Genomic DNA, 25,235 nt, shown 5'->3' with positions numbered 1-25,235 from the left:
AGCTGGATGGCGCGCATTGCCGGACTTTCCCGAATTTCCGGGAACGAGCACCGCCTCCGCCCATTGGGATCGGCGGATGGGCGTCGGCGCGTATCCATGCCATTGCCCGGTGCACGCTGGCATCGATCCGTGCGCCGGACCGGCTGCATCCTGGAGCGGCCGGTTCGGTGCGACGACAGCGCCCGGGACATCAATTCATCCCGATTTCCACCGCGATCCTGATCAGGTCGGAATGGTTCTTGGCCCCTAATTTCTGCTTGAGCAGGGACGTGGTGTTGGCGACCGTCTTGTAGGAGATGCCAAGCGCCTCGGCGACTTCGACGATCTTGTCGCCGCGCCCGAGCAGGCGGAGAATCTCGAGCTCCCGCGGCGTCATCTGCGAGGCTGGGTTGGCCTTGATCGCCGCGCCGGAAAACGTCACCGCTTCCGCGAGTTGCGGCGAGATGAAATTGTCGCCCGCGACCACCTTGCGCACCGCTTTCAGCAGGATCCTGGGATCGTCGCCCTTGGAGACATAGCCCTGCGCCCCGAGCTCGACCGCCCGCACCACGAAGGCCGGATCGTCATTCATGCTGAACATGATGATCTTGGCGTCGGGATCGTCCTTGCGGATGCGCCGCATCAGCTCGAAGCCGGAGACGTCGGGCAGGCTGATGTCGATCACGGCAACGTCGGGCCGCTTGCTGACATAGGCGCGGTGCCCGGATTTGGCGTCCGTCGCCTCCTCGATCCGGATCGAATGATCGGAAGCGAACAGGGTGCGGCAACCGGACAGCACCACAGGATGGTCGTCGACAATCAGAACCCGGGTCGCCGGCTTGGCACTATCTTGCATCGCGCGCTCTCTTGTTGTTCGACTCATAGACCGGCGGGAACAAATGGAAAGAGAAAATCCCGTCGATGCGCGTTAGAATTGCCCTAATGTGGCAACGACTCTCGTTCAGAACGCAACTGTTTCTTCCACTCGGCGCGAGTTTTCTCGCAGCGCTGATCCTGGGCGGCGTGCTGCTGCAGATCTTCGCGACCAGCCAGCTGGCCGACGAGAACGAGCCGGCTCGCCGTTCGACCCAAACCATCGCCACCGCACTCAACAACACTTTGCGTGCGTCGGACAATCCGCAGAAGACGCTTGACGCGTTCATTCAGTCCCTGACCACCTCCTCGGATATACAATTCCGCTCTGCGGAAGGCCGTCCTCCGCAGGACGGCAGGCGTAACTTGCAGGCGGTTCCGCAATGGTTCGCCGACCTGCTCATGATATCGGACACGGATGCCGCGGCCCCGGTGCTGATCGACGGCAGGCGGATCGGCGATATCGTGTTTCTGCCGGACCTGTCGGCCGACCTGTTCGAGAAATGGATCGGCTTCCTCGCGCTGGCCAGTCTCGTCGCCGTGCTGATGGTGCTCACCGGAATCATCGCCTATTTCTTCGCGGGGTCGGCACTGCGCCCCCTGCAGCATCTCGGCGAAGGCCTGACACGGATGCGGCGCGGCGATTACACCAAACCGATCCCGGTCGGAGGGCCGCCGGAGATCCGGCAGAGCTGCGCGGAAGCAAATGCGCTGGCTGCAACGCTTGCGCAACTGAGCCAGGACAATCGCGACCTGATGCATCGCCTTGTGTCACTCCAGGACGACGAGCGGCGTGATCTCGCCCGCGAATTGCACGACGAGCTCGGACCGCTGCTGTTCAGCATCCGCGCCAGTACGATTGCGCTGGTCGACGCAGCACCGCTTGCGGGAAATCTCGGCAATTCAGCCCAGGAGGTGCTGCAATCGGTCGAGGCGCTGCAGCAGACCAACCGCCGCATCCTCGATCGGCTGCGGCCGCTCTACATCGAGGAGCTGGGCCTCGCGGCGAGCGTGCAGACGCTGCTCCGGAACTTTCGCAAGCAGGCGCCGCATATCGCCCTGACGGATACGATCGACCCGGATCTCAATGTGATCGACGGGCCGCTAGCTCGGACCATCTATCGGGTGATCCAGGAGGCTCTGACCAACGTGCTGCGCCACGCCAAGGCGAGCAGCGCCCACGTCCAGGCCACCATCGCCGGTGAGACGCTCGTCATCGAGATCTCCGACGACGGCGGCGGCTTTCCCGCCGACAATGTCTTCGGCCGCGGCCTGACCGGCATGCATGAGCGCGTGCGCGCGCTCAGCGGATCGCTGTCACTGCTGCGCGTGGATGAGCGAACCTATGTCCGCTGCCGTCTGCCAATCGAGCCGGCACGCGAGGCGCCGGTCAACCGCTGAGGTGCGATGAGACTTAGATGAATCGCCATCGCGCGTCAGGTTGCTGTTTGCGCATGCCCCTTCCGGAAAACCGCTTCGCACTTTTCCGGATCATGCTTTTGATCTAGCAGGCGCAGCAGCCGTCATGCGCGTTCTGGTGCGCCGGTTCGCACAGCGTGCTGTAGATCTTGCCTTCCGGATTGAAGCGAAACGAGGCGTGAATGCGCAGCGCGCCGGCGATGGAATATTCGAGATCGACACCGTGGGGCGCCGGGCGGATCTCCTCCAGCCCGAAGCCCGCGGACGAGAACGCGCCGAGCCGTGGCGCCCAATAGTTTTCGAGCTCGCCCCGACCGCGGTAGCGTTGCGTACCGCTGCACGTGCATTCGAGCTCGGCGTCATCGGCGTAGAGGTCGAGCAGCATCGCAAGGTCGCCCTTCCGGCAGGCGTCCACCCAGTCGATGACAATTCCCATCTGATCGAAATCGCTCACGCTGCAATCCTGTCTGCCGCGGAAAATCACCGGCGGCTTAGGGCCACACTCGTGAATGTGCGCTGAATAATAAACCCCGGGCGATACCGGGTTCCCGCGCGGACACCCTCGGCTCAGCTGCGCCGCCGTCCCCTCGCCCACACGGCGAAGGCGATCACCACGGTGCCGGCGAGCAGGAACCAGGTCACGGCATATTGCAGGTGATCGTCCTTCAGATGCACATCGAGCGGCCCGGGGCGCGGAATGCCGTTCTCGGGCGCCGGCTGCTCGAGATCGACATAGAACGGCGCCACCGCGCCCCAGCCCAGCGTGCTCGCGATCGCGAGATGGTCGCGCACGAACCAGAGCCGCTTGTCGCGGTTCTCAGCTGGCGTCAGCCAGCCGGACGGCTCGGGAAAGCGCAGATAGCCGGTAAGCGCGACCGGCTGCCCGGTGACGAGCTTCTTCACCGCGCGATCTTCGACGCCGCGGTCCTGCATGGTGTTCTCGACGAAACCTGCGTCGATCACGACCGTCTCGCCACCCGGCAGCCGCGCCGGCAGGAACGCCCAGGTGCCCGGCCCGGAGGCGTCCTTGCGCACTGCCGAGCCGGAGGAATAGACCATCGCATCGGGCAAGGCTGCATAGGTCGCGGTGAAGCTGACGCGGCGAAATTCGTCGCGCGAGGCATTCAGCACCGCCCATTGCGACGGTGGCGGCAGCGCGATCGGCGCCGCGGCCAGACGCTCGGTGAGCGCGGCGATCAGCTCGTGCTTGGCGGCACGGCGTTGCAATTGCCAGACGCCAAGCGCGACGAAGACGGCCGCCAGGAACAGCGTGAACAGCGCGAAGCCGGCCACGCGGGGCTTGCGCGCAGGCTCGTTCATTTCGCGCGGTCGACCAACCGGCCCGGCGCCGCCTTGTGGTGGAATTGCAGGGCGATCAGCAGCGACTTCATCGCACGCAGGGGCAACAGCGTGGTGGCCAGGATCAGGGGCAGCCACAGCACCGCATGCAGCCAGTACGGCGGCTGGTACTTGACCTCGACGATGAGTGCGGCGGCAACGACGATGCCGCCGGCCAGCATGATGATGAAGATCGCCGGACCGTCGCCGGTGTCGATGAAGGCGTAGTCGAGACCGCAGCGGTCGCAGGCAGGCGCCAGCGTCAGAAAGCCCGCATAAAGCTTGCCCTGGCCGCAGCGCGGGCACCTGCAGGCAAGCCCGCGCAATGCGCTTTGCCAGACAGTGGTTTCGGACGGAGGTGTGCCGGCACTGTTGTTCATGATGGCGGACTCTATCACAGTTTTGCCGAAACTTTCCGGTGCCCCGAAAGCGAAAGGGCGGCCCAGCGGCCGCCCCTTCAGATCGATTCCCTGACGGCTCAGTGCGCGCCGTGAGCCATGGTCTCGGCGCCGTGTCCCCAGACGTAGATGCACAGGAACAGGAACAGCCAGACCACGTCGACGAAGTGCCAGTACCAGGCCGCAAACTCGAAACCGAGGTGCTGCTTCGGCGTGAAGTGGCCGGCATAGGCGCGGAACAGGCACACCAGCAGGAAGATGGTACCGACCAGCACGTGGAAGCCGTGGAAGCCGGTCGCCATGAAGAAGGTCGCGCCATAGACGTTGCCGGCGAACGAGAACGCCGCGTGGCTGTACTCGTAGGCCTGCACGCAGGTGAATGCAGCGCCGAGGAGAACGGTGAGGATCAGGCCGTATTTCAGGCCCTGGCGATCGTTCTCGAGCAGCGCGTGGTGGGCCCAGGTCACCGTGGTGCCCGAGGTCAGCAGGATCAGCGTGTTCAGGAGCGGCAGGTGCCAGGGATCGAAGGTCTCGATGCCCTTCGGCGGCCAGGTGCCGGGGACCGCGCAGGCGCCGGGCTGGGTGCCGAGGCCGCAGCCGAACACGGCGTCACGGGTGGCATGGACGGCGTCGGCTGGAAACAGCGCCGCGTTGAAATAGGCCCAGAACCAGGCAACGAAGAACATCACCTCGGAGGCGATGAACAGGATCATGCCGTAGCGGTGATGCAGCTGCACGACGCGGGTGTGGTCGCCCTTGTACTGGGCTTCCTTGATCACGTCGCCCCACCAGCTCGCCATGGTGTAGAGCACGCCCACGGTGCCGACGCCGAACACGATCGGCGCGGCCGAGAACATGTGGTGCATCCAGGCGATCGCGCCGACCGCCATGATGAAGGCCGAGAGCGAACCGACGGCCGGCCACGGAGAGGGATCGACCAGGTGATAGTCGTGATGCTTGGTTTGCGCCGTTGCCATTTTGCGGTCTCTCTCCTCAATCCCGTGCCTGCCCGGCACTTATCCCCTTGTGTCCAACCCCGCGGCGTGAGCCCGGCGATCAGAGATTTCCCTTGCGCTTGTCGCCTTCGCCCGACGCCAGCGGTTTCACCACCGGCTCCTTCACCGGATAGAACGTGTAGGACAGCGTGATCGTGTTCAGCCCGTCGTTCTCATGATCGTCGGCGATCGAGGGATCGACGTAGAACACGACCGGCATCTCGCGCTTCTCGCCGGGCGCCATGGTCTGCTCGGTGAAGCAGAAGCAGTTGATCTTCTGGAAATAGGACCCGACCGTCAGCGGCGCGACATTGTAGGCGGCTTGCGCAGCCGTGGTGCGCGCGGCCTGGTTGGTCACGGTGTAGAAGATGGTCGTGACCTGTCCGATATTGACCTCGATCTCGTTCTGCTCCGGCTCGAACTTCCAGGGCAGGCCGGGCGCGACGTTGGCATCGAAGCGCACCGCGATCTTCCGCGCGATCGGGCCGGTGGCCGGCGCCGAGGTCGCCACTTGCGTCGTGCCATTGAAGCCCGTGGCGCGACAGAACCAGTTGTAGAACGGCACCGCCGCGTAGGAGGCACCGACCATCAGCGCGACCACACCGCCGCAGATGGACGCCACCACCACATCGCGCCCCAGCCCGCGGCGCACGGCCGGCGCAGGCTTACCCGGCTTGGCGCTGACGTTCGGCGATATGGTCGGCTCGTGTTTCATCTGTTCTACATCGGCCGCACGAGAACTGCCGGTCCCTTGACCATGGTGACGGCGAAGAACAGCACCACGAGCACGCCGAGCGCCAAAGCGATCGCGATGGAGCGCTGACGGCGGCTCTTCTGCTGCGCCTCGGTGAGGACGATTCCTTCTGGCTCGCGTTTGTCGGCCATCCCTGTGATCATGCGCCCCCAACCATCGGAGCCAGCGCGCGGACCACGACCTCGGCCAGCAGGGTCGCGAACAGCACGAACAGATAGAGGATCGAGAAGGCAAACAGTTTTCGCGTCGCGCGCAGCGACTGGCTGCGCTCGCGGCGCAGATAGACGTTGATCGCGAGCACCAGCATGCCGGCGCCAAGAATCAGCGAGACAATGCCGTAGACCGCGTCGAAATAGCCGAGCGCCCAGGGCGCGGCGGCGACCGCGATCAGCACGATGGTGTAGAGCAGGATCTGCAGCCGCGTCGCATCGGGTCCGGCGACGTTGGGCAGCATCGGAATGCCGGCGCGCGCGTAGTCGTCGGAGCGGAACAGCGCCAGCGCCCAGAAGTGCGGCGGGGTCCAGAAGAAGATGATGGCGAACAGCAGCAGCGGCTCGACGTCGACCGTGCCCGTGACGGCGGCCCAGGCAACCACCGGCGGCAGCGCGCCGGCGGCACCGCCGATCACGATGTTCTGGGCGGTCCAGCGCTTCAGGCCGATCGTGTAGATCACGACGTAGAAGAAGATGGTGAAGGCGAGCAGCGCGCCCGCGACCCAGTTGACGAGGATGCCGAGCGTCATCACCGAGAAAAAGGACAGCGTCAGGCCGAACGCCATCGCCTCTGGGCGGGTGATGCGGCCGCGCGGGATCGGCCGATTTGCCGTGCGCGACATCTTGGAATCGATGTCGCCTTCGAGCGCCATGTTGAGCGCGCCGGAGGCGCCGGCTCCGACGGCGATGCAGAGCAGCGAGGTGAACGCGAGCACGGGGTGGAAGTGTCCCGGCGCCATCGCCATCCCGACCAGCGCGGTGAAGATGACCAATGACATCACCCGCGGCTTCAGGAGCGCGATGTAATCGCCGACCTCCGCCTCGGAGATGCGGGGATTGATGTCGATGGCGTTGTGGTCGAGGACGGACACGAATTCAACTCGCTTCGCTATGGAGCCGCGGCGCCCGTCACGGGCGCCGCAGCTGATTGCTTACTGCACGCGGGGCAGCACTTCGAACTGGTGGAACGGCGGCGGCGAGGGCAGCGTCCATTCCAGCGTGGTTGCGCCCGCACCCCACGGATTGTCGCCCGCCGGCACCTTCTTCATGAAGGCGTCGATCACGCAGTAGAGGAAGATCAAGACGCCGAAGCCGGAGATGTAGGAGCCGACCGAGGAGACCAGGTTCCAGCCCGCGAACGCATCAGGATAGTCGACATAACGGCGCGGCATGCCCGACAGGCCGAGGAAGTGCTGCGGGAAGAACACCAGGTTGACGCCGATGAAGGTGACCCAGAAGTGCGCCTTTGCCAGCGTCTCGTTGTACATGTAGCCCGACATCTTCGGAAACCAGTAGTACCAGCCGGCGAAGATCGCGAACACCGCACCGAGCGACAGCACGTAGTGGAAGTGCGCGACGACGTAGTAGGTCTCCTGGAGCACGCGATCGACGCCCGCGTTCGCCAGCACGACGCCGGTGACGCCGCCGATCGTGAACAGGAAGATGAAGCCCACCGCCCAGATCATCGGGGCGCGGAACTCGATCGAGCCGCCCCACATGGTGGCGATCCAGGAGAAGATCTTCACGCCCGTCGGAACCGCGATGACCATCGTCGCGGCGACGAAATAGGCCTGCGTCGCCGACGACATGCCGACCGTGTACATGTGATGCGCCCACACCACGAAGCCGATGCCGCCGATCGCGACCATGGCGTAGGCCATGCCGAGATAGCCGAACACGGGCTTGCGCGAGAAGGTCGAGACGATCTGGCTGATCATGCCGAAGCCGGGCAGGATCAGGATGTACACCTCGGGGTGGCCGAAGAACCAGAACAGATGCTGGAACAGCACCGGATCGCCGCCGCCGTCGGGCGCGAAGAAGGTCGTGCCGAAATTGCGGTCGGTGAGCAGCATGGTGATCGCACCGGCGAGCACAGGCAGCGACAGCAGCAGCAGGAACACCGTCACCAGGATCGACCACACGAACAGCGGCATCTTGTGCAGGGTCATGCCCGGCGCGCGCATGTTGAAGATGGTGGTGATGAAGTTGATGGCGCCGAGGATCGACGAGGCGCCCGCCAGATGCAGCGACAGGATCGCAAAGTCGACAGCCGGGCCCGGATGGCCGGAGCTCGACAGCGGCACGTACATGGTCCAGCCGGCGCCGACGCCGTTGGCGCCCGGCTCGCCCTCGACGAAGGTCGACATCAGGAGCAGCGCAAAGGAAGCCGGCAGCAGCCAGAACGAGATGTTGTTCATGCGCGGGAACGCCATGTCGGGCGCGCCGATCATCAGCGGAACGAACCAGTTGCCGAAGCCGCCGATCATCGCCGGCATGACCATGAAGAAGATCATGATCAGACCGTGCGAGGTCACGAACACGTTATAGGTGTGCGTCTCGTGGAAGATCTGCACGCCCGGATACATCAGCTCGGCACGGATCGCGATCGACATCGCGGCACCGATGATGCCGGCGATGACCGCGAAGATCAGGTACATCGTGCCGATGTCCTTGTGATTGGTCGAATAGACATAGCGGCGCCATCCGGTCGGATGGGCATGCTCGTCATGTCCGTGGGCGTGATCGCCGTGTGCCGCTGCGCTCGTTGCCATTTTTAAATCCTGCCTTGCGTCCCATTCGGACCTTTGGAGGTCCCGCCCTTCTATCGCTTCCAGTGCCTCAAGCCGTCACCCGACGCTTACTGCGTCGGGCCGGCCGCGGAGGCGTAGGTGCTGGTGCCGCCGCTCGCATATTTCTTCTTCGCCGTCTCGACCCAGGAGGCGAACTCCTGGTCGCTCACCACGCGCACGGCGATCGGCATGAAGGCGTGGTCCTTGCCACACAGCTCCGAGCACTGACCGTAATACATGCCGGTCTTGGTGGCCTTGAACCAGGTCTCGTTCAGGCGGCCCGGAATGGCGTCGATCTTGATACCGAAAGCGGGCACCGCGAAGGCGTGAATGACGTCGGCGCCGGTGGTCTGGACCCGAATCACCTTGTTGACCGGCACCACCATCTCGTTATCGACGCCGAGCAGACGGGGCTGCTTGTCCTGCGCCATCAGCGAGTCGAACTCGAACTTGCCGTTGTCGGGATAGGCATAGGACCAGTACCACTGCTTGCCGGTCGCCTTGATGGTCAGATCCGCCTTCGGCACGTCGAGCTCGAGGAACAGAAGCCGGAACGACGGCACCGAGATGCCGACCAGGATCAGCACCGGGACCAGTGTCCAGGCCACTTCGATCAGCGTGTTGTGGGTGGTCCGCGACGGCACCGGATTGGCCCGCGCGTTGAACTTGAGAACCACGACCACGAGCAGCGCCAGAACGAACAGCGTGATCAGCGTGATCAGCACGAACAGGAAGTTGTGGAACCAGACGATGTTATCCATCACCGGGGAACCGGACTGCTGGAGCGTCCACTCCCAAGGAGCCGGCTGCCCGAGCTCGGCAAGTGCCGCACCACCCGTCGCCAGCGTGACGCCAGTCGCCACCAAGGCGATGGTGGCCAATCCCAGCAAATGCCGGCCCACCCGACCCATCGACATCCTCATGCCGTTCGCGCTCCCCTTACGAAATCACCCCAAGTGCGCTGCCCTGTGTCCGGGAAACGCTTATTCGATCCGCCCGTCTGACAAACCGCCGCGCAAGAATACCTCTAAGAGGAATTGGGGCCAGATCGCTAGAACGCCGAAATCAAGCCTCTCAAACCATAATTTTTGATCTATCGCAATGCAGTCTTGAGCCCGGTCTGCCAGCGATCACCCGCAAGATATTTCCTAGTAACATCAGACAAAAATACCGTTTGCCGGGATGCTGCCGCTTGACAGCGGAATTGCCCGCGTTAGGCACTGCCAGATGGCCGCGCAGGAACCTGATTCGTGCGGGCGGCGGCGGCGCAAGGCGGCGTGGAATTTGCTTGGGAATCGCCTTCAAGACGCCGTCATTCCCGTATCAGTCCGCCAAGCGCGAGCGAGGAAGGCGAGCAGAGGGACCGACCCGATGGGGTTTTCGAAATCGATGGCAAGGCAGGCTAGCAGGCAGGTTCACCGCCTCCCGGCGCTGGCCGCCCTGCTGGCTGCGATCGTCCTTCTGGCGCTCCCCGGCCTCGCTCATGCGCAGGGCGCAGTGCGCTCCGTCCATGGCGACTGGCAGATTCGCTGCGACACGCCCCCCGGCGCCCAGACCGAGCAATGCGCCCTGATCCAGAGCGTGGTCGCGGAAGACCGCTCCAATGCCGGCCTGACGGTGATCGTGCTCAAGACCGCCGACCAGAAGAGCCGCCTGATGCGCGTGGTGGCGCCCTTGGGCGTCCTCCTGCCCTCCGGTCTCGGCCTCAAGCTCGACAACCAGGACGTCGGCCGTGCCGGTTTTGTCAGATGCCTGCCCAATGGCTGCGTCGCCGAGGTCGTGATGGATGACAAGCTGCTCGGCCAGCTCCGCAGCGCCAAGACCGCAACCTTCATCATCTTCGAGACCCCGGAAGAAGGCATCGGCTTCCCGCTCAGCCTGAACGGCCTCGGCGAAGGCTACGACAAGCTGCCGTAGCGGAAGGTCGGGCTTAGTAAATCTCGAGGCACGCCGTGCTATTGTCTCCCTCGAAGGCCTGAATGGTCTGGGCGTGCCGGCGGAGCAGATGGGCAACCGCCGCGGTCGACTGATTGCCGCTCCGAAGCCAAATGACCTTGGGAGGAGAACCCAATAGGCCTGCCATCTCGGCGAAATCGACGTCCTTGGTCACAATTGCAAAGCCATTTTCCTTTGCAAATTCCCAAAGGATGCGATCAGTCGCTTCGGAGAGTCCGTGCGAGCGGGCATGAGCGGAATCCGGGAAAGCATCCGCCACATCTGGCAAAGTTTGAAACTGAGATTCTGATCGAACAGCAGCTTCATCTAGCGGCGGTCACAACTCGCCTCTCGCGATCGGCGGCATAGGCCAGGCAGGCTCGGATGTCGTCCTCGGTCAGTTCCGGAAAATCAGCGAGGATCTCGGCATGGGTCTGACCAGCGGCCAGCCAGCCGAGCACATCGGCCACGGCAATCCGCATATGGCGGATACAGGGACGCCCCCCACGCTTGCCGGGCTCAATCGAGATGATGTCACGGTAATTCATTGAGAGAAGATAGCATCGATCCGCGCAGGATGCAGCATTGGCATAGCATGTACGCCCATCCTATCGTTTCGGTAATGTGACGCCCCGCCCCCTCGCGGAACCGTTCCGAAACCATTATCTTGCCCCACATCTTCCGCTAATGGACGGACGCATGACCAATCCCGCCACAACTTCCCTGCTCGAGCGCGCCAATCTCGATCGCGACCAGGTTCGCCACGAGGTCGCGCGCGGACTTTCCGGCGCCGACGACGGCGAGCTGTTCCTGGAATACAGCCAGACCGAAGCGCTGATGTTCGACAACGGGCGGCTGAAGCAGGTGACCTACGACACTTCGCAAGGATTTGGCCTGCGCGCAGTCAAGGACGATGCGGTCGGCTATGCGCATTCTTCCGACGTCTCGCTGCCGGCGCTGATGCGCGCTGCGGATGCTGTCGCAGCCGTAAGGGGCGGCTATTCCGGCAGTTTTGCCGCGCCGCCTCCGCATACCAATGTGCGGCTCTATGGCGACGACAATCCGCTTGATGCACCGGGCTTCGAGACAAAAGTAAAATTGCTCGCCGAGATCGACGCTTACCTGCGCGACAAAGATCCGCGGGTGCGGCAGGTCAGCGTCAGCCTGGGCGCGACCTGGCAGGTTGTCGAGATCCTGCGGCCGGACGGCGAGAGCTATCGCGACATCCGTCCGCTCGTGCGCGTCAACGTCTCCGTCGTCGCCGGCCAGGGCGACCGCCAGGAAAGCGGCAGCAAGGGCTATGGCGGCCGCGCCGGCTATGCCGAATTCATTGAGACGAGGTCCTGGCGCGACGCCGCCGATGGCGCGCTGCGCGAGGCGCTGGTCAATCTGGAATCGATTCCGGCCCCGGCCGGGGAGATGGACGTGGTGCTGGGAGCCGGCTGGCCCGGCGTGATGCTGCATGAAGCTGTCGGCCACGGTCTCGAAGGCGACTTCAACCGCAAGAAAACGTCCGCATTTGCCGGCTTGATGGGCCAGCAGGTCGCGGCCAAGGGCGTCACCGTGGTCGACGACGGCACCATCGCCTCGCGCCGCGGCTCGCTGTCGATCGACGACGAGGGCACGCCGACCAATCGCACCGTGCTGATCGAGGACGGCATCCTCGTCGGCTACATGCAGGACCGCCAGAACGCCCGACTGATGAACATGAAGCCGACCGGCAACGGCCGCCGCCAGGGTTATGCCCATGTGCCCATGCCGCGCATGACCAACACCTACATGCTCGCCGGCGACCGCGATCCGGCCGAGATCCTCGCTTCAGTGAAGAATGGCGTCTTCGCCGCGAATTTCGGCGGCGGCCAGGTCGACATCACCTCGGGCAAGTACGTGTTCCAATGCACCGAGGCCTACAAGATCGAGAACGGCAAGCTGGGCGCGCCGCTGAAAGGCGCCATGCTGATCGGCAATGGGCCGACCGACCTGCATCGCATCCGCATGATCGGCAACGATCTTGCGCTCGATACCGGTATCGGCACCTGCGGCAAGAACGGTCAAGGCGTGCCTGTCGGCGTCGGTCAGCCGTCGCTGCTGATGGAACGCATTACAGTAGGTGGAACGGGCGCATGAGCGTTGAGAAAGTAGCTGTCACCTCCAAGCGGACAGGCAGCGGCTGGGGCGGGCAAATCGTTCAGCTCGCCGGCATCGTGCTCGCGGTGTTCATCGCCAAGGGCGCGCTGGCCGAGCCGTTCTACGTGCCGTCGGGCTCGATGGAGCCGACCCTGTTGATCGGCGATGCGCTGCTCGCCTCGAAATTCCCCTATGGCTACGGCACCTCGTCGCTGCCGATTCAGATCAGCCTGCCCGAGAGCGGCCGCGTGTTCGCGGAGACGCCGAAGCAGGGCGACGTCGTGGTGTTTCGCTGGCCCGCCGATCGTTCGCAGGCCTGGGTCAAGCGCGTCGTGGGCCTGCCCGGTGACCGCATCCAGATGCGGCAGGGCCAGCTCTTCATCAATGACCGTCCCGCAGAGCTCAAGCCGGACGGCGTTGGCGCTGCCGAGGACGACAATGGCGGCAGCGAGCCCGCCTACCGTTATGTCGAGACGCTGCCGAACGGCGTCTCGCACCTGATCTTCAAGATGCGCGACAACGGCCCGCTCGACAACACACAGGAAGTGACGGTGCCGCCCGGCCACCTCTTCGTGCTCGGCGACAACAGGGACAATTCCGCCGACAGCCGCGTGCCGCTGCGGTCCGGCGGCGTCGGCCTGTTGCCGATCGACAACCTGATCGGCCGTGCGGATGCGGTGCTCGGCTCCTGGGATCTCGGCATGCGCGGCCAGCCGGTGTGGACCTGGCTGTCCGGATTCCGCCTGGCACGGTTCTTCACCGCCGTGCACTGACTGAAGCGCAGGTCGTCGGGTGGGCAACGCGGCAGCGCGAAGCGATTTCCGATGACCGGCGACGAATTCCTCGCATTGGCCCTGCAAAATTCCGTCAACGCCGCGATCATCGATGAACTTGATCGCCTCGCGCTGCCGGATGCGTGGCTGGTTTCGGGATGCCTGGTGCAGACCGCATGGAACGTGCTCACGCGCCGCGCGATCGACCACGGTATCGCCGACTACGACGTGTTCTATTTCGACCCCGACACCTCGTGGGAGGCGGAAGATGAGGTCATCCGCACCCTCCATGCGCGCCTTTCGCATCTCGGTGCCAAGATCGAGGTCCGCAACCAGGCCCGCGTGCACCTGTGGTACCCCGCCAAGCACGGCCTGCCCTATCCGCCGCTGAGAAGCTCGAGCGAAGGCATCGACCGCTTCCTCACGCAGAACACGCAAATCGGCGTCCGGCGCGCAAGCGATGGCTACGAGGTCTACGCACCGCACGGGTTTGACGACGTCGCAGCCCTGATCGCGCGGCCAAATCCAGGACCGAATTTTTCCGTCGCGAATTACGCGGCGAAGGCCGCGCGATGGAAGGCGCTGTGGCCGGAGATTACGGTGATCGCGGCAGAGTGAGGTGCCGTGGGGTGGGCAAAACGACTTGTCCGCCGTAGCTCGAAGAGCGAAGGCGGAAGCGCGCCCACGCGGCTGTGGCGTATCGCAAGATCGCGGGCCCGGCGCAAAGGCGCCTTTGCCCACCTTACGGCACCTTGCCTATCTCACCACGCCCGACGTGAACCCCGCCTTCCGCCGTGGCGGCTTGATTTCCTTTTTCAGGAAGCAGCGCGCCTCGCGTCCGGTATAGCCGGGACGGGCATAGGTGAAGGCGCGGCACTTGTTGTCGGCGGTGCACGCGGCCTTGCAGGTCTCCACGCTCTCCCCGTCCTTCAGCTCGAAATTGCGCAGGTCCCCGCCGGGACGGTCGATCGACGTCTCCACCCCCTCGACCCGCGGCTCGATCACGCCGGCGCCGCGCACGCCGGAGATACAGCAACTTCCCGGCACGCGCGCCGGCACGGTGTTCTTCAGCCAGCACACCGCCGAGCCGCCCTCGACGTCCGGATAGCTGAAGCTCCAGGAGCGGCAGCGGCGGTCGCGCTCGCACAGCAGCGCACAATCCTCGGGATCGCCCGAGGCGACCGGTGTGCTGAAATAGTCGCCGCCGGGCCGGTCGAAGGCCGTCTGGGCGCGCGCCGGCACGCTCGCGAATGCGAGCGAAAGCAGCGTGACACAAGCCACGATGCTTGCCAGGACCTTTGCCATGACGGCTCCGGTCAGATGGCCCTTCCCCATCGGAACAGCTTTCGAGTTATTGACGACGCTCAGGTTTTTCAGCCGGTCATTTGATCGCCGCAAACCTGTATGGGCGATGAACGGCTGAAATCCCGATCGGCAGTCGACGGGCCTAACGCGTCGACCGGAAAGGCGCGCAGCGGTCTTCCGAAAAGATCATGCCTAAACAACAATCTAAGCGCGACCGCGGTTCACACGCATCATCGCATCTCGCGTTAGAACGCGTATTCCGCGTAGGCCGGTTCCACCGAGCCCTTCCAGGGACCGTTGAACTTGTCCAGCATCTCCTCGGCCGGGGTCCGGCCGCAATCGATGATGCGGTCGAGCGGCTCGAGGTGCCGCGTTTCGTCGCGGCCGAGCTGGTCGATTCGCCCGCGCCGGCGCAGCCCGGCATGTGCCAGAACGAGGCATTCCTTGGCGACCTCGAAGAGGTAGCGGTCCTTGATCCGCGCCTTGAAGCCCATGCGCGGCACGTCGTCGCGCAGGGCCTGCCGTTCATGCGCGCTCCAGTGCTTGACGATCTCCCAAGCGGCGTCGAGCGAGACATCGTCATAGAGCAGCCCGACCCAGAACGCCGGCAGCGCCGGCAGCCGGCCCCACGGGCCGCCGTCGGAGCCGCGCATCTCGAGATAGCGCTTCAGCCGCACTTCCGGGAAGATGGTCGACAGATGGTTGGCCCAGTCCGACAGCGTCGGACGCTCGCCGGGAAGGTTGTTGTTGCGGCCGTCGAAGAACGCGCGGAACGAGGAGCCCGACACGTCGATGTACTCCTCGCCGCGCTTGACGAAATACATGGGCACGTCGAGCGCATAGTCGACATAGCGCTCGAACCCCATGCCGTCCTCGAATGCCCAGGGCATCATGCCCGACCGGGCATTGTCGGTATCGCGCCAGATTTCGGAGCGGAAGGAGAGGAAGCCGTTCGGCTTGCCTTCGGTGAACGGCGAATTGGCGAACAGCGCGGTCGCGACCGGCTGCAGCGCGAGCGAAACGCGCAGCTTCTTGACCATGTCGGCTTCGGAGGAGAAATCGAGATTGGTCTGCACCGTGCAGGTCCGGTACATCATGTCGAGGCCGTACTGGCCGACCTTCGGCATGTAGTTGGTCATGATCTTGTAGCGGCCCTTGGGCATCACCGGGATGTCGGCGCGCGACCAGGACGGCGTCATGCCGAGGCCGAGGAAGCCGATGCCGAGCGGCGTTGCGATCTCGCGCACTTGCGCCAGATGCGCCATCAGCTCGCTCTGGGTCTGGTGCACGTTCTCGACCGGGGCGCCGGAGAGTTCGAACTGCCCGCCGGGCTCGAGCGAGATCGCACCGCCGCCGGTGACGTCGTAGAGGCCGATGATGTTGCCCTGCTCCATGATCGGCTCCCAGCCGAGCAGGAGCTTCATGCCCTCGAGCAGCGCGCCGATGCCGCGTGCGCCCTCATAGGGCACCGGGCGATGGCCTTCGAGCGTGAACGGCGTCTTCTCGTGCTCGGTGCCCATGCGGAATTCGGACGGGTCCTTGCAGCCGGCCTCGAACCACGCAACAAGCTCGTCGCGCGATTGCAGCGGCGTCATATCGATCTGGTCTCGCGCCATATCAAACTCTAATCAAAGGCGCTTCGATCGAATGCGCGCGGGTGACGGGATGGTCCGCGAACCCACCGGGCGCACGGACGAGTTGGTGTGCCGCGCGATCATCGCGAAGGCGAGGTTTCGTTGACGTTGGCGACGGGCGGCAGTTTCATCTCGCCGCACGAGCAGCCCAGGCGGTCGAGCAGACCGCAGAGCTTGACCGCATCTGCATCGGACAGTTTCGAACCGACATATTTCTCGATCGCAGCCGAATAGGCGCCCCACATCCGCTTCTGCAACTCGCGGCCGGCCTCCGTGATTTCGACGAACTGGCCGCGCTTGTCGATCTTGCATTCGCGCCGCGAGGCGAGGCCCTCGTCGACCAGGCGGTCGATCAGGCGCGAGGTCGAGTATTGCGGGATCAGCATCTGCCGTTCGAGTTCCACCGGCCGCAGCTCGCCCGAGGGCGCCCGTGACAATTCGAGCAGCGCGTCATACCAGGCCAGCGGCGGGAAGCCGGCCTTCTTCAAGTCCTGCTCGACGCAATCGAGCACGCGGCTCTGCACCCGCATCAGGCGGATCCAGGCGGAAGTCGCCTCGGTCGATGGTTTGCGTTTCATGGTCCCGCTCAAGCTCGTCGCCCGTCTCTTACCTCATTTGATGCAGGTGCATCAATCTTGACTATTCCAAGCAGATGCATGTAATCGCTTTTTCGGCCGAGCCAAGCATGAAGAGAAGGAAATTCCACGAAACCGTACTGCTCGCCCGGCGCCCGTTCGCTGTCCCCCACATCGCGCCCCTGGAAGCCGGCCTGCCCACTGAGCTGGTCGAGGTCGATATCCGGGCCAAGAAGCTCGAAAATGGTGAGGATTATCTGAAGCTGAACCCCAAGGGCCAAGTCCCTGCGCTGGCCTCGACAGCGGCAAGATCGTGACCGAAGGCCGCGTGATTGTCCAGATGATCGCCGATCAGGCTTCCAGCAAGGCGTTGGCTCCCGCCCGCGACAGTTCTGAGCGCTCGAGGCCGCTGGGGTGGCTGAATGTCCTCACCTCTGAGCTGCACAAGAGCGTCAGTCCGCTCTTCGCGCCGGCCTTGGATGACGACGCCAAGGCCCCTCTTCAGGGATCGCATCATGGGTAAGCCGAAATAGATCGACAGCCAGCTCGCAGGACGCGACGACCTCATGGGTAAGCAGTTCACGGTGGCCGACGTCTATCTCTTCACGATGCGGACCCGGAGCGACCGTTCCAAACGCCGCGCCATCAATTTTAGAAGCATTGTCCGGATTAACAATAACTCTGCCTTGTCAGGTTCGCGGACGTCACCATCCTTGTGAGAGCAATCCAGTTGGCTCAACCTCTGCCGCGGAATGCTGAACTGGGAAGTCATCGTGACCACCGCACTACTGCTCTTTCTCGCAAGCGGAATCGCCGGACTGACGACGGGACTCTTCTTGCGGGTGTGGGCCCTGGTGCTCGTCTCGCCGGTCACCGCGATCCTGGCAGCGATCGTTCTGCAGAGCGCGGGCTTCGGATTTTGGATGGGCATTCCGATCGTGGTCGGATGTCTGGTATTCGGCCAGATCACTTATGTGGCGGCGGCGTTCTACATGCAGCGTGGTGGGTTCTCAGTGCAGGACGACGTCGACGGCAAGCCAGGCGAGCACGGCTAACGCGATATCGGCGAAGAGAACGAGTAGCGCCACGCCAGCCCAGGAGGGGATCTTTCTGCGCCGCCGGAGAACCTTGCGGCGCGACCACGGACGATCGAGCAGCAACAGCGGAGAGTGTCTCAACGCAACACCGGCTGCGCCATCTTGAAACATCGTGCGGATCATCACAGGACACCTTCAATGCTAATGATTGGTCTTGTGAATTGATCAGCAAGCGGGGTGCCAGCGCGCAGTAGGCGCAGCCGCAGCGCGACGAGGAATCGCTGGTGGGCGCGAACATGAACAGAGGCGACAGACCACAACGAGCGCCTGTCGCCGCACGTCGAACGGCACGAAAAGGCCGGATCAACGATCCGGCCTTTTCTGTTGCTGGGTAGTCCGAATGGATGCCGCTAAAGCATGATCCGGAAAAGTGCGAAGCGGTTTTCCGGAAAGATCATGCGCAAACGACAACCTCAAGCGCGATGACGATTGACCTAAACCTCATCGCGCTTTAGGCCGCCGCCTTCTTCGGCGCGAAGCGGCCATAGAAGGTTTCGCCCTTGGCCGCCATCTCCTCGAGCAGCTTCGGCGGCGCGAAGCGCGAGCCGTACTTCGCTTCCAGCTTGTGGCAGAGCTCGACGAACTTCTTCGTGCCCATGAAGTCGATATAGGACAGCGTGCCGCCGGTGAACGGCGCGAACCCGAAGCCGAGGATCGAGCCGACATCCGCCTCGCGCGGATCGGTGATGACGTGATCCTCGACCGTGCGCGCGGCTTCCACCGCCTGCACGACCAGGAAGCGCTGCTTCAGCTCCTCGACGTCGAGCGTGTCGGGGTCGAGCTGCTTCGGCTGCAAGGCCGAGAGGCCCGGCCACAGGCTCTTCTGGCCCTTGCCCTTCTCGGGATAGTCGTAGAAGCCCTTGCTGTTCTTGCGCCCCAGACGGCCCTGCTTCTCGACCATCTCCACCATCAGCTTCTTCTGATCGGGGTTGATGGCGTTGGGGCCGAGATCGGCCTCCGTCGCCTTCATGATCTTGAGGCCGAGGTCGAGAGCGACCTCGTCCGACAGCGAGAGCGGGCCGACCGGCATGCCGGCCATCTTCGCGCAGTTCTCGATCATCGCCGGCGGCACGCCTTCGAGGAACATCTCGTTGCCTTCGGCGACATAGCGGCCGACGCAGCGATTGGCGAAGAAGCCTCTGGAGTCATTGACCACGATCGGCGTCTTGCCGATCTGCCGGACGTAGTCGAGCGCGGTCGCGAGCGCGACGTCGCCGGTGTTCTTGCCAAGGATGATTTCGACCAGCATCATCTTCTCGACCGGCGAGAAGAAGTGGATGCCGACGAACTTGCCCTGGTCCCTGAAGCTCTCGGCCAGCGAGGTGATCGGCAGCGTCGAGGTGTTGGACGCGAAGATCACGTCGGGCTTCAGATATTCCTGCGCCTTGGCGAAGGTCTCGGCCTTGACCTTGCGGTCCTCGAACACCGCCTCGATGACGAGGTCGACGTCCTTCAGCGCGGCATAGTCGGCGGTGGCCGTGATGCGCCCGAGCAACGCTTCGGCATCGGCAGGTTTGGCGCGGCCCTTCTTGATCTGCTCCTCGATCACCTTCTGCGCATGCGCCTTGCCCTTGTCGGCGCTCTCCTGGTCGCGATCGATCAGGACGACGTCGAGGCCGGCACGAGCCGAAACGTAGCCGACGCTGGCGCCCATGAAGCCGGCGCCGATCACGGCGATCTTCTTCACCTTGGTCGGCGGCACGTCCTTCGGCCGGCGCGCACCCTTGTTGAGCTCCTGCATCGACAGGAACAGACTGCGGATCATCGCGGCTGCTTCCTTCGACCGCAGCACCGAGGTGAAGTAGCGCGATTCGACGCGAAGCGCGGCGTCGATCGGCAGCTGCAGGCCTTCATAGACGCAGCTCATGATCGCGCGCGCGGCCGGATAGTTGTCGTAGGTCTCGCGGCGATAGATCGCGTTGCCGGCCGGGAACATCATCATGCCGGCCTTGGAGAACACCGGGCCCCCAGGCAGCTTGAAGCCCTTCTCGTCCCAGGGCGCGATCGCCTTGCCGCCGCCCTTGATCCAGTCCTTTGCAGCCTTGATGAGGTCGGCGGCGGGCACGATGGCGTGGATCAGATTCAGCGCCTTGGCCTTGTCGACCGTGACCGGATCGCCCTTGAGCAGGATCGTCATGGCGTCCTGCGGCGGCACCAGGCGCGGCACGCGCTGCGTGCCGCCGGCGCCGGGGAACAGGCCGACCTTGACCTCGGGCAGGCCGAGCCGCGTCTTGGGATTCTCCGCCGCTACGCGATAGTGGCAGCACAGCGTGATCTCGAAACCGCCCCCGAGCGCGAGGCCGTTGATCGCGGCCGCCCACGGCTTGCCTGAGGTTTCGATCGAGCGCAGCACTAAAGAGAAGCGGCGGCTCTGGTCGAACAGCATCTGGTTCGCTGCGGTCTCGCCCTGCTCCTTGAAGACCTTGGCATAAGCCTGGTTCATGCCTTCGAGCATGGAGAGGTCGGCACCGGCGCAGAACGCGTCCTTGGCCGAGGTGATGACGACGCCCTTCACGGCGGCGTCCGCCGTGGTCGCCTTGACGATCGCCTCGAGCTCGTTGGTCGAGGTCTCGTCGAGCACGTTCATCGAGCGGCCCGGGATGTCCCAGGTGACGAGCGCGATGCCGTCGGAATCGGTCTCAACCTTGAAGTTCTTGTACGACATGTTGGTTGCTCCCTACCCTTAGACGCGCTCGATGATGGTCGCGGTGCCCATGCCGCCGCCGATGCACAGCGTGACGAGGGCGGTGGACTTGTTGGTGCGCTCGAGCTCGTCGAGCACGGTGCCGAGGATCATCGCACCGGTCGCCCCGAGCGGATGGCCGAGCGCGATGGCGCCGCCATTGACGTTGATCTTGGCATTGTCGATGTCGAAGGCCTGGATGTAGCGCAGCACGACGGAGGCGAAGGCCTCGTTGAGCTCGAACAGGTCGATGTCCGACTTCTTCATGCCGGAACGCGCGAATAGTTTTTCGGTGACGTCGACCGGACCGGTCAGCATCATCGCCGGCTCCGAGCCGATGTTCGCGAACGCGCGGACTTTTGCGCGCGGCTTCATCCCATACTTCGCGCCCGCCTCCTTGCTGCCGAGCAGCACGGCGCCGGCGCCGTCGACGATACCCGAGGAATTGCCGGCATGGTGCACGTAGTTGACGCGCTCGATCTCCGGATGGGACTGAATCGCGACGCCGTCGAAGCCGCCCATCTGCGCCATCATCGTGAACGACGGCTGCAGCTGCGCCAGCGACTGCATCGTCGTCGAGGGACGCATGTGCTCGTCCTTGGCAAGGATCGTGAGGCCGTTGATGTCCTTCACCGGCACCACCGACTTGTCGAAACGGCCCTCGTCCCAGGCCTTTCCGGCGCGCTGCTGGCTCTGCACCGCGTAGCCGTCGACGTCGTCGCGCGAGAAACCGTATTTGGTCGCGATCAGATCGGCCGACACACCCTGCGGCATGAAATAGGCCGGCACTGCGATCGAGGGGTCCACCGGCCAGGCGCCGCCGGAGGCGCCGATGCCGACGCGGCTCATCGATTCGGCGCCGCCGCCGATCACCAATTCATGCTGGCCGCTCATGATCTGCGCGGCGGCAAAGTTCACGGCATCGAGGCCGGAGGCGCAGAAGCGACTGATCTGCACGCCGGGCACGGCCTCGCCGAGACCGGCCTTCAGCGCGGCGAAGCGCGCGATGTCGGAGCCGGCTTCGCCGACCGGGTCGACCACGCCGAGCACGACGTCATCGACGGAATCTTCGGGCAGGTTGTTGCGGTCCTTCAGCGCCTTCAGCGGCACGGTCGCGAGCGCGAGCGCGGTGACTTCGTGCAGCGCGCCGTCCGGCTTGCCGCGGCCGCGCGGGGTGCGAACGTGGTCGTAGATGAATGCCTCAGGCATGACGCCCTCCTGATGTGATGTTCGATACGATTGGGAGCAGGCAGCGGAAGCTGGCTCAGAACGCTTCCGCCGGCAATTCCATGATGGTGGCGCAGCCGGCCTGGATGCGCGCGAGATTGGCGGCGGTCTCCGGCAGCATCCGCTCCATGAAGAAACGGCCGGTGACGAGCTTGGTCGAGAGATAGGGCGTGGCCCCGCTCTCGGCAATCTTCGCCTGCGTCACCTTCGCCATCTTGGCCCACATATAGCCTAGTGCGACGAAACCGAAGAGATGCAGGTAATCCGTTGCGGCAGCACCGGCATTGTCAGGCTTCGCCATTGCGTTCTGCATCAGCCAGGTCGTGGCCTGCTGCAGATGGCCGAGTGAGGTCGAGAGCGGGGTGATGAAGGGCTTCAGCGCCTCGTTGCCGCCGTTCTCCTTGGCAAAGGCCATGACCTCGCCGAAGAAGGCCATGATGGCGCGGCCACCGTCGCGCGGCAGCTTGCGGCCGACGAGGTCGAGCGCCTGGATGCCGTTGGCACCTTCGTAGATCATGGCGATGCGCGCATCGCGCACGAACTGCTCCATACCCTGCTCGGCGATGTAGCCGTGGCCGCCATACATCTGCTGCGCCTGCACCGCGTTGGCGAAGCCATAGTCGGTGAGGAAGCCCTTCAGCACCGGCGTCATCAGGCCCATGTGGTCGTCGGCGGCCTGACGGTCTTTCGGGTCCTCGGAGCGGTGCGCGACGTCGCTCTTCAGCGCGGTCCACATCACGAAAGCGCGCGCGGCCTCGTTGAAGGCGCGGATCGACAGCAGCGTGCGGCGCACGTCGGGATGCACGATGATCGGGTCGGCCGCCTTGTCCGGCGCCTTGGCGCCGGTCAGCGCGCGGCCCTGGATGCGCTCGCGGGCATAGGCGACCGCGTTCTGATAGGCGACCTCGGACTGCGCGAGGCCCTGCACGGCGACGCCGAGCCGAGCCTCGTTCATCATCACGAACATGCCCTGCATGCCCTTGTTCTCTTCGCCGATCAGCCAGCCGGTGGCGTTGTCGTAGTTCATCACGCAGGTGGAATTGCCGTGGATGCCCATCTTGTGCTCGATCGAGCCGCAGACGACGCCGTTGCGCTGCCCCAGCGAACCGTCGGCGTTGACCAGGAACTTCGGCACCACGAACAGCGACACGCCCTTGATACCGGCGGGTGCGCCCTCGATGCGGGCCAGCACGAGGTGGATGATGTTGTCGGCGAGGTCATGCTCGCCGGCCGAGATGAAGATCTTGGTGCCCGTGATCTTGAAGCTGCCGTCGGCCTGTCGCACCGCCTTGGTGCGGAGCATGCCGAGATCGGTGCCGCAATGCGGCTCGGTCAGGTTCATGGTGCCGGTCCATTCGCCCGCCACCATCTTCGACACATAGGTCTGCTTCTGCTCGGGCGTGCCGTGCACCAGCAGCGCCGCGGTCGCGCCCATGGTGAGGCCGCCATACATCGAGAACGCCATGTTGGCGGAGATCTGGAATTCGTTGACGGCTTGCGAGAGCGTCACCGGCAGGCCCTGGCCGCCATATTCGGTCGGCGCCGACAGGCCGAGCCACCCGCCCTCGGCGACCTGCTTGAACGCCTCCTTGAACCCCTTCGGCGTGGTGACGCTGCCGTCGTCGGCGCGCTTGCAGCCTTCGAGATCGCCGATGCGATTGAGCGGCTGCAGCACCTCCTCGGCGAGCTTTGCGGCCTCGCCGAGGATGGCATCGCGCACGTCGCTCGACGCATCGGAGAAGCCGGCGAGGTTGTCGTAGCGGTCGATCTGGAAGACGTCGTTGAGCAGGAAGTTCACGTCTTCGACGGGGGCTTTGTAGATCGGCATTGGGTTCTCCCGGCAGGGGCTTGAAGGGGATGTTGGGCTTATGATTGGGCGGCGGCAAGCTGCTCCGCCATCAGGCGGTGCAGCATGTTGATCGCCTTGAGCGGACGCACCATCACCTTGAAATGCGTGATGCGTCCCTCGGCATCGAAGCTGATGATGTCGACGCCGTTGATCTCGATGCCGTCGATGACATTCTTGAATTCGAGCACGGCGCCATTGTCGCTGCGCCATTCACCGACATAGGTGAAGCCGGGGCCACCGAGCACCTTCTCGGCGCTGGACAGGTATTTGAAGGTGATGTCGCGGCCGCGCTGCGGCGAATGCACCACCGGGCTTTCGAACACGGCGTCGGGATGCAGGAGGTCCCAGAGCGCGGCGCGATCGTGAGACTTCATGTAGGCGTACCAGGAATCGAGGCCGGTCATTCTCAGCTGCCTCCCTTAAGGCCTGGACAAAAAACGCGAAAACAACCCCATGCACAGTAGCGTTGTGATTGATTCCGCTAGGTTTTTCGGGTCGGGTCTTGGGCCCGTGCCCGCATGCCTCATATGCACATTGACGCATATGCGCCAATGTGCATAAAGTCAAGCGAGTTGGTCGAGGTCGAAGAAGGAGGCCGATCATGGCCCTGGGCGACGCAATCCTCGCATGCCTGACGGAACGTCCGATGACGGGCTACGAGCTCGCCAAGACGTTCGACTCCTCCATCGGCTTCTTCTGGAAGGCCGACCATCAGCAGATCTACCGCGAGCTCTCCAAGCTGCGCGACCGCGGCCACATCCAGGGCCGCGAGGTCGTGCAATCGGGCAAGCCCAACAAGCTGGTTTATACGCTCACTCCGGAAGGGCGAACAGCGCTGCGGCACTGGGCCGCGCGGCCAAGCACGCCGGCCTCGACCAAGGATGACCTCCTGGTCCGCCTCCATGCGCTCGACAGCATCGACATCGAGCCGCTGCGCACCGACCTGATGGCCCGCCTGGAGCACCACCGCGACCGCCACGCCAATTACGAGCGCATCCTGAAGAAGCGCTTTCCCGACGGCACGGCGGAGGGAAGGCTCGACCTCGGGAATTTACTGCTGCTCCGCTTGGGAGCGCGGCATGAGCAGATGGTGGCCGACTTCTGCGAGGAGGCCCTCGCCGCACTGTCGACGATGACCGGCAAGGCCGCGGTGGTGCCGATCGAGGATGGCAAGCGCGAGAAGGGCTGAGGGGGCGGCGGTGTCAAAACCTCTCCCGCTTGCGGGAGAGGTCGCGCCGAGGGCGCGGGTGAGGGCTTTCTCCTCTTGGGGTCTGTCCCATCGCGGAAAGACCCTCTCCCCAGCCTCCCCCGCAAGCGGGGGGAGGGAGCGCACCGGTTCCGTGGCTGGCATCCGTCGCCCAACTTTAAGACACCGGCGCCGCATTCCTTAACCCGTTATTTACCGTAACAGGAAAAAGTCGGTTTTCGAGGCAGACGACCCACGCCAAATTCGATTGTCTTTGCAACCGGCACGCGTGGGGAGGCTGGAGGC

Annotated in this window: 26 protein-coding genes and 1 pseudogene; 8 read left to right on the top strand and 19 right to left on the bottom strand. The window is 64.3% G+C overall.

The window, feature by feature from the left end; genetic code table 11:
* Positions 1 to 190: 190 nt before the first annotated feature.
* Positions 191 to 835 carry a response regulator gene (locus P6U31_RS04370; RefSeq protein ID WP_407187036.1) on the bottom strand — a complete coding sequence of 215 codons (645 nt, stop codon included), beginning with the start codon at positions 833 to 835 and terminating at the stop codon, positions 191 to 193.
* Positions 836 to 921: 86 nt separating this feature from the next.
* On the opposite strand from P6U31_RS04370, the gene P6U31_RS04365 reads away from it, so the two are divergent.
* Positions 922 to 2,253, top strand: coding sequence for a histidine kinase (locus tag P6U31_RS04365; protein ID WP_407187035.1), 1,332 nt, complete (start codon positions 922 to 924; stop codon positions 2,251 to 2,253).
* A gap of 103 nt (positions 2,254 to 2,356) precedes the next feature.
* Here the strand turns inward: P6U31_RS04365 and P6U31_RS04360 are convergent, their stop codons facing one another.
* The 9 genes from P6U31_RS04360 to coxB form a co-directional block, all read right to left on the bottom strand.
* The gene (locus P6U31_RS04360) at positions 2,357 to 2,725 is read right to left on the bottom strand and encodes a nuclear transport factor 2 family protein (RefSeq protein ID WP_407187034.1); all 369 of its coding nucleotides are present in this window, start codon (positions 2,723 to 2,725) and stop codon (positions 2,357 to 2,359) included.
* 113 nt (positions 2,726 to 2,838) lie between these two features.
* Positions 2,839 to 3,591, bottom strand: a complete 753-nt coding sequence (locus P6U31_RS04355; RefSeq protein ID WP_407187033.1) for an SURF1 family protein — start codon at positions 3,589 to 3,591, stop codon at positions 2,839 to 2,841.
* On the bottom strand, positions 3,588 to 3,989 hold the full coding sequence (locus P6U31_RS04350) for a DUF983 domain-containing protein (RefSeq protein ID WP_407187032.1): 402 nt from the start codon (positions 3,987 to 3,989) through the stop codon (positions 3,588 to 3,590). The genes P6U31_RS04355 and P6U31_RS04350 overlap by 4 nt, the downstream gene beginning before the upstream one ends.
* 98 nt (positions 3,990 to 4,087) lie before the next feature.
* The gene (locus tag P6U31_RS04345; protein WP_407187031.1) at positions 4,088 to 4,984 is read right to left on the bottom strand and encodes a cytochrome c oxidase subunit 3; all 897 of its coding nucleotides are present in this window, start codon (positions 4,982 to 4,984) and stop codon (positions 4,088 to 4,090) included.
* 79 nt (positions 4,985 to 5,063) lie between these two features.
* Complete coding sequence (locus tag P6U31_RS04340) at positions 5,064 to 5,717, bottom strand: cytochrome c oxidase assembly protein (RefSeq protein WP_407187030.1); 654 nt, start codon at positions 5,715 to 5,717, stop codon at positions 5,064 to 5,066.
* 5 nt (positions 5,718 to 5,722) lie between these two features.
* On the bottom strand, positions 5,723 to 5,899 hold the full coding sequence (locus P6U31_RS04335; RefSeq protein WP_407187029.1) for a CoxF protein: 177 nt from the start codon (positions 5,897 to 5,899) through the stop codon (positions 5,723 to 5,725).
* Positions 5,896 to 6,840, bottom strand: coding sequence for a heme o synthase (locus P6U31_RS04330; protein WP_407187028.1), 945 nt, complete (start codon positions 6,838 to 6,840; stop codon positions 5,896 to 5,898). Before P6U31_RS04330 ends, P6U31_RS04335 begins: the two co-directional genes overlap by 4 nt.
* A 60-nt stretch (positions 6,841 to 6,900) precedes the next feature.
* Complete coding sequence (ctaD, locus tag P6U31_RS04325) at positions 6,901 to 8,520, bottom strand: cytochrome c oxidase subunit I (protein ID WP_407187027.1); 1,620 nt, start codon at positions 8,518 to 8,520, stop codon at positions 6,901 to 6,903.
* An 86-nt stretch (positions 8,521 to 8,606) separates the two neighbouring features.
* On the bottom strand, positions 8,607 to 9,461 hold the full coding sequence (coxB, locus tag P6U31_RS04320) for a cytochrome c oxidase subunit II (protein WP_407187026.1): 855 nt from the start codon (positions 9,459 to 9,461) through the stop codon (positions 8,607 to 8,609).
* A 448-nt stretch (positions 9,462 to 9,909) separates the two neighbouring features.
* Between coxB and P6U31_RS04315 the strand changes: the two genes are divergently transcribed.
* The gene (locus P6U31_RS04315) at positions 9,910 to 10,455 is read left to right on the top strand and encodes an invasion associated locus B family protein (RefSeq protein ID WP_407187025.1); all 546 of its coding nucleotides are present in this window, start codon (positions 9,910 to 9,912) and stop codon (positions 10,453 to 10,455) included.
* A 13-nt stretch (positions 10,456 to 10,468) separates the two neighbouring features.
* Here the strand turns inward: P6U31_RS04315 and P6U31_RS04310 are convergent, their stop codons facing one another.
* Together P6U31_RS04310 and P6U31_RS04305 are read right to left on the bottom strand one after the other, a co-directional pair.
* On the bottom strand, positions 10,469 to 10,753 hold the full coding sequence (locus P6U31_RS04310; RefSeq protein WP_407187024.1) for a DUF5615 family PIN-like protein: 285 nt from the start codon (positions 10,751 to 10,753) through the stop codon (positions 10,469 to 10,471).
* Between the two features lie 43 nt (positions 10,754 to 10,796).
* Positions 10,797 to 11,021 (bottom strand): DUF433 domain-containing protein, encoded by a 225-nt coding sequence (locus P6U31_RS04305; protein WP_407187023.1) that lies wholly within the window; start codon positions 11,019 to 11,021, stop codon positions 10,797 to 10,799.
* Positions 11,022 to 11,172: 151 nt separating this feature from the next.
* Between P6U31_RS04305 and tldD the strand changes: the two genes are divergently transcribed.
* The 3 genes from tldD to P6U31_RS04290 are packed head-to-tail and all read left to right on the top strand — an operon-like array spanning position 11,173 to position 13,991.
* Positions 11,173 to 12,600, top strand: a complete 1,428-nt coding sequence (gene tldD, locus P6U31_RS04300) for a metalloprotease TldD (protein ID WP_407187022.1) — start codon at positions 11,173 to 11,175, stop codon at positions 12,598 to 12,600.
* Entirely contained in the window at positions 12,597 to 13,373 is a 777-nt protein-coding gene (gene lepB / locus P6U31_RS04295; RefSeq protein ID WP_407187021.1) for a signal peptidase I, read from the top strand. Before tldD ends, lepB begins: the two co-directional genes overlap by 4 nt.
* Before the next feature lie 51 nt (positions 13,374 to 13,424).
* Positions 13,425 to 13,991: a nucleotidyltransferase family protein gene (locus tag P6U31_RS04290; protein ID WP_407187020.1), complete on the top strand. Its 567-nt coding sequence runs from the start codon at positions 13,425 to 13,427 to the stop codon at positions 13,989 to 13,991.
* Between the two features lie 138 nt (positions 13,992 to 14,129).
* Here the strand turns inward: P6U31_RS04290 and P6U31_RS04285 are convergent, their stop codons facing one another.
* The 3 genes from P6U31_RS04285 to P6U31_RS04275 form a co-directional block, all read right to left on the bottom strand.
* The gene (locus P6U31_RS04285) at positions 14,130 to 14,708 is read right to left on the bottom strand and encodes a PAN domain-containing protein (protein ID WP_407187019.1); all 579 of its coding nucleotides are present in this window, start codon (positions 14,706 to 14,708) and stop codon (positions 14,130 to 14,132) included.
* Positions 14,709 to 14,923: 215 nt separating this feature from the next.
* The gene (locus P6U31_RS04280) at positions 14,924 to 16,294 is read right to left on the bottom strand and encodes a glutamate--cysteine ligase (RefSeq protein WP_407187018.1); all 1,371 of its coding nucleotides are present in this window, start codon (positions 16,292 to 16,294) and stop codon (positions 14,924 to 14,926) included.
* 98 nt (positions 16,295 to 16,392) lie between these two features.
* The gene (locus P6U31_RS04275) at positions 16,393 to 16,890 is read right to left on the bottom strand and encodes a MarR family winged helix-turn-helix transcriptional regulator (RefSeq protein WP_097657218.1); all 498 of its coding nucleotides are present in this window, start codon (positions 16,888 to 16,890) and stop codon (positions 16,393 to 16,395) included.
* A 159-nt stretch (positions 16,891 to 17,049) separates the two neighbouring features.
* Here P6U31_RS04275 and P6U31_RS04270 point away from each other — a divergent pair.
* Together P6U31_RS04270 and P6U31_RS04265 are read left to right on the top strand one after the other, a co-directional pair.
* Positions 17,050 to 17,606, top strand: a pseudogene (locus P6U31_RS04270) (glutathione S-transferase N-terminal domain-containing protein).
* 54 nt (positions 17,607 to 17,660) lie between these two features.
* Entirely contained in the window at positions 17,661 to 17,942 is a 282-nt protein-coding gene (locus tag P6U31_RS04265; RefSeq protein WP_407190086.1) for a hypothetical protein, read from the top strand.
* Positions 17,943 to 18,435: 493 nt separating this feature from the next.
* On the opposite strand, the gene P6U31_RS04260 is transcribed toward P6U31_RS04265, so the two are convergent.
* Genes P6U31_RS04260 through P6U31_RS04245 form a run of 4 tightly spaced genes read right to left on the bottom strand, consistent with a single transcriptional unit; the run spans position 18,436 to position 24,147 of the window.
* A complete protein-coding gene (locus P6U31_RS04260) occupies positions 18,436 to 20,649 on the bottom strand; it encodes an FAD-dependent oxidoreductase (protein ID WP_407187017.1) in 2,214 nt (737 codons plus the stop codon).
* Between the two features lie 18 nt (positions 20,650 to 20,667).
* Positions 20,668 to 21,876 (bottom strand): acetyl-CoA C-acetyltransferase, encoded by a 1,209-nt coding sequence (locus P6U31_RS04255; protein ID WP_407187016.1) that lies wholly within the window; start codon positions 21,874 to 21,876, stop codon positions 20,668 to 20,670.
* 55 nt (positions 21,877 to 21,931) lie between these two features.
* Positions 21,932 to 23,722: an acyl-CoA dehydrogenase C-terminal domain-containing protein gene (locus P6U31_RS04250; protein ID WP_407187015.1), complete on the bottom strand. Its 1,791-nt coding sequence runs from the start codon at positions 23,720 to 23,722 to the stop codon at positions 21,932 to 21,934.
* A 38-nt stretch (positions 23,723 to 23,760) separates the two neighbouring features.
* A complete protein-coding gene (locus P6U31_RS04245; RefSeq protein WP_145630671.1) occupies positions 23,761 to 24,147 on the bottom strand; it encodes a nuclear transport factor 2 family protein in 387 nt (128 codons plus the stop codon).
* A gap of 197 nt (positions 24,148 to 24,344) precedes the next feature.
* Here P6U31_RS04245 and P6U31_RS04240 point away from each other — a divergent pair, with 197 nt between their 5' ends.
* On the top strand, positions 24,345 to 24,932 hold the full coding sequence (locus P6U31_RS04240; RefSeq protein ID WP_407187014.1) for a PadR family transcriptional regulator: 588 nt from the start codon (positions 24,345 to 24,347) through the stop codon (positions 24,930 to 24,932).
* Positions 24,933 to 25,235 lie beyond the last annotated feature (303 nt).

The organism is Bradyrhizobium centrosematis (genome assembly GCF_045571495.1).
Classification (GTDB): Bacteria; Pseudomonadota; Alphaproteobacteria; order Rhizobiales; family Xanthobacteraceae; genus Bradyrhizobium; species Bradyrhizobium centrosematis.
This window is presented reverse-complemented; position numbering and strand designations above follow the sequence as displayed.

What these genes read in the sequence shown, in the direction of transcription:
- P6U31_RS04335 (WP_407187029.1), bottom strand. Translation starts at nt 5,899, where the DNA reads ATGATCACAGGGATGGCCGACAAACGCGAGCCAGAAGGAATCGTCCTC.
- P6U31_RS04350 (WP_407187032.1), bottom strand. Translation starts at nt 3,989, where the DNA reads ATGAACAACAGTGCCGGCACACCTCCGTCCGAAACCACTGTCTGGCAA.
- P6U31_RS04260 (WP_407187017.1), bottom strand. Translation starts at nt 20,649, where the DNA reads ATGTCGTACAAGAACTTCAAGGTTGAGACCGATTCCGACGGCATCGCG.
- P6U31_RS04345 (WP_407187031.1), bottom strand. Translation starts at nt 4,984, where the DNA reads ATGGCAACGGCGCAAACCAAGCATCACGACTATCACCTGGTCGATCCC.
- ctaD (WP_407187027.1), bottom strand. Translation starts at nt 8,520, where the DNA reads ATGGCAACGAGCGCAGCGGCACACGGCGATCACGCCCACGGACATGAC.
- P6U31_RS04285 (WP_407187019.1), bottom strand. Translation starts at nt 14,708, where the DNA reads ATGGGGAAGGGCCATCTGACCGGAGCCGTCATGGCAAAGGTCCTGGCA.
- P6U31_RS04275 (WP_097657218.1), bottom strand. Translation starts at nt 16,890, where the DNA reads ATGAAACGCAAACCATCGACCGAGGCGACTTCCGCCTGGATCCGCCTG.
- P6U31_RS04305 (WP_407187023.1), bottom strand. Translation starts at nt 11,021, where the DNA reads ATGAATTACCGTGACATCATCTCGATTGAGCCCGGCAAGCGTGGGGGG.
- lepB (WP_407187021.1), top strand. Translation starts at nt 12,597, where the DNA reads ATGAGCGTTGAGAAAGTAGCTGTCACCTCCAAGCGGACAGGCAGCGGC.
- P6U31_RS04250 (WP_407187015.1), bottom strand. Translation starts at nt 23,722, where the DNA reads ATGCCGATCTACAAAGCCCCCGTCGAAGACGTGAACTTCCTGCTCAAC.
- P6U31_RS04240 (WP_407187014.1), top strand. Translation starts at nt 24,345, where the DNA reads ATGGCCCTGGGCGACGCAATCCTCGCATGCCTGACGGAACGTCCGATG.
- P6U31_RS04370 (WP_407187036.1), bottom strand. Translation starts at nt 835, where the DNA reads ATGCAAGATAGTGCCAAGCCGGCGACCCGGGTTCTGATTGTCGACGAC.
- P6U31_RS04365 (WP_407187035.1), top strand. Translation starts at nt 922, where the DNA reads ATGTGGCAACGACTCTCGTTCAGAACGCAACTGTTTCTTCCACTCGGC.
- P6U31_RS04290 (WP_407187020.1), top strand. Translation starts at nt 13,425, where the DNA reads ATGACCGGCGACGAATTCCTCGCATTGGCCCTGCAAAATTCCGTCAAC.
- P6U31_RS04280 (WP_407187018.1), bottom strand. Translation starts at nt 16,294, where the DNA reads ATGGCGCGAGACCAGATCGATATGACGCCGCTGCAATCGCGCGACGAG.
- P6U31_RS04315 (WP_407187025.1), top strand. Translation starts at nt 9,910, where the DNA reads ATGGGGTTTTCGAAATCGATGGCAAGGCAGGCTAGCAGGCAGGTTCAC.
- P6U31_RS04355 (WP_407187033.1), bottom strand. Translation starts at nt 3,591, where the DNA reads ATGAACGAGCCTGCGCGCAAGCCCCGCGTGGCCGGCTTCGCGCTGTTC.
- tldD (WP_407187022.1), top strand. Translation starts at nt 11,173, where the DNA reads ATGACCAATCCCGCCACAACTTCCCTGCTCGAGCGCGCCAATCTCGAT.
- P6U31_RS04340 (WP_407187030.1), bottom strand. Translation starts at nt 5,717, where the DNA reads ATGAAACACGAGCCGACCATATCGCCGAACGTCAGCGCCAAGCCGGGT.
- P6U31_RS04245 (WP_145630671.1), bottom strand. Translation starts at nt 24,147, where the DNA reads ATGACCGGCCTCGATTCCTGGTACGCCTACATGAAGTCTCACGATCGC.
- coxB (WP_407187026.1), bottom strand. Translation starts at nt 9,461, where the DNA reads ATGAGGATGTCGATGGGTCGGGTGGGCCGGCATTTGCTGGGATTGGCC.
- P6U31_RS04255 (WP_407187016.1), bottom strand. Translation starts at nt 21,876, where the DNA reads ATGCCTGAGGCATTCATCTACGACCACGTTCGCACCCCGCGCGGCCGC.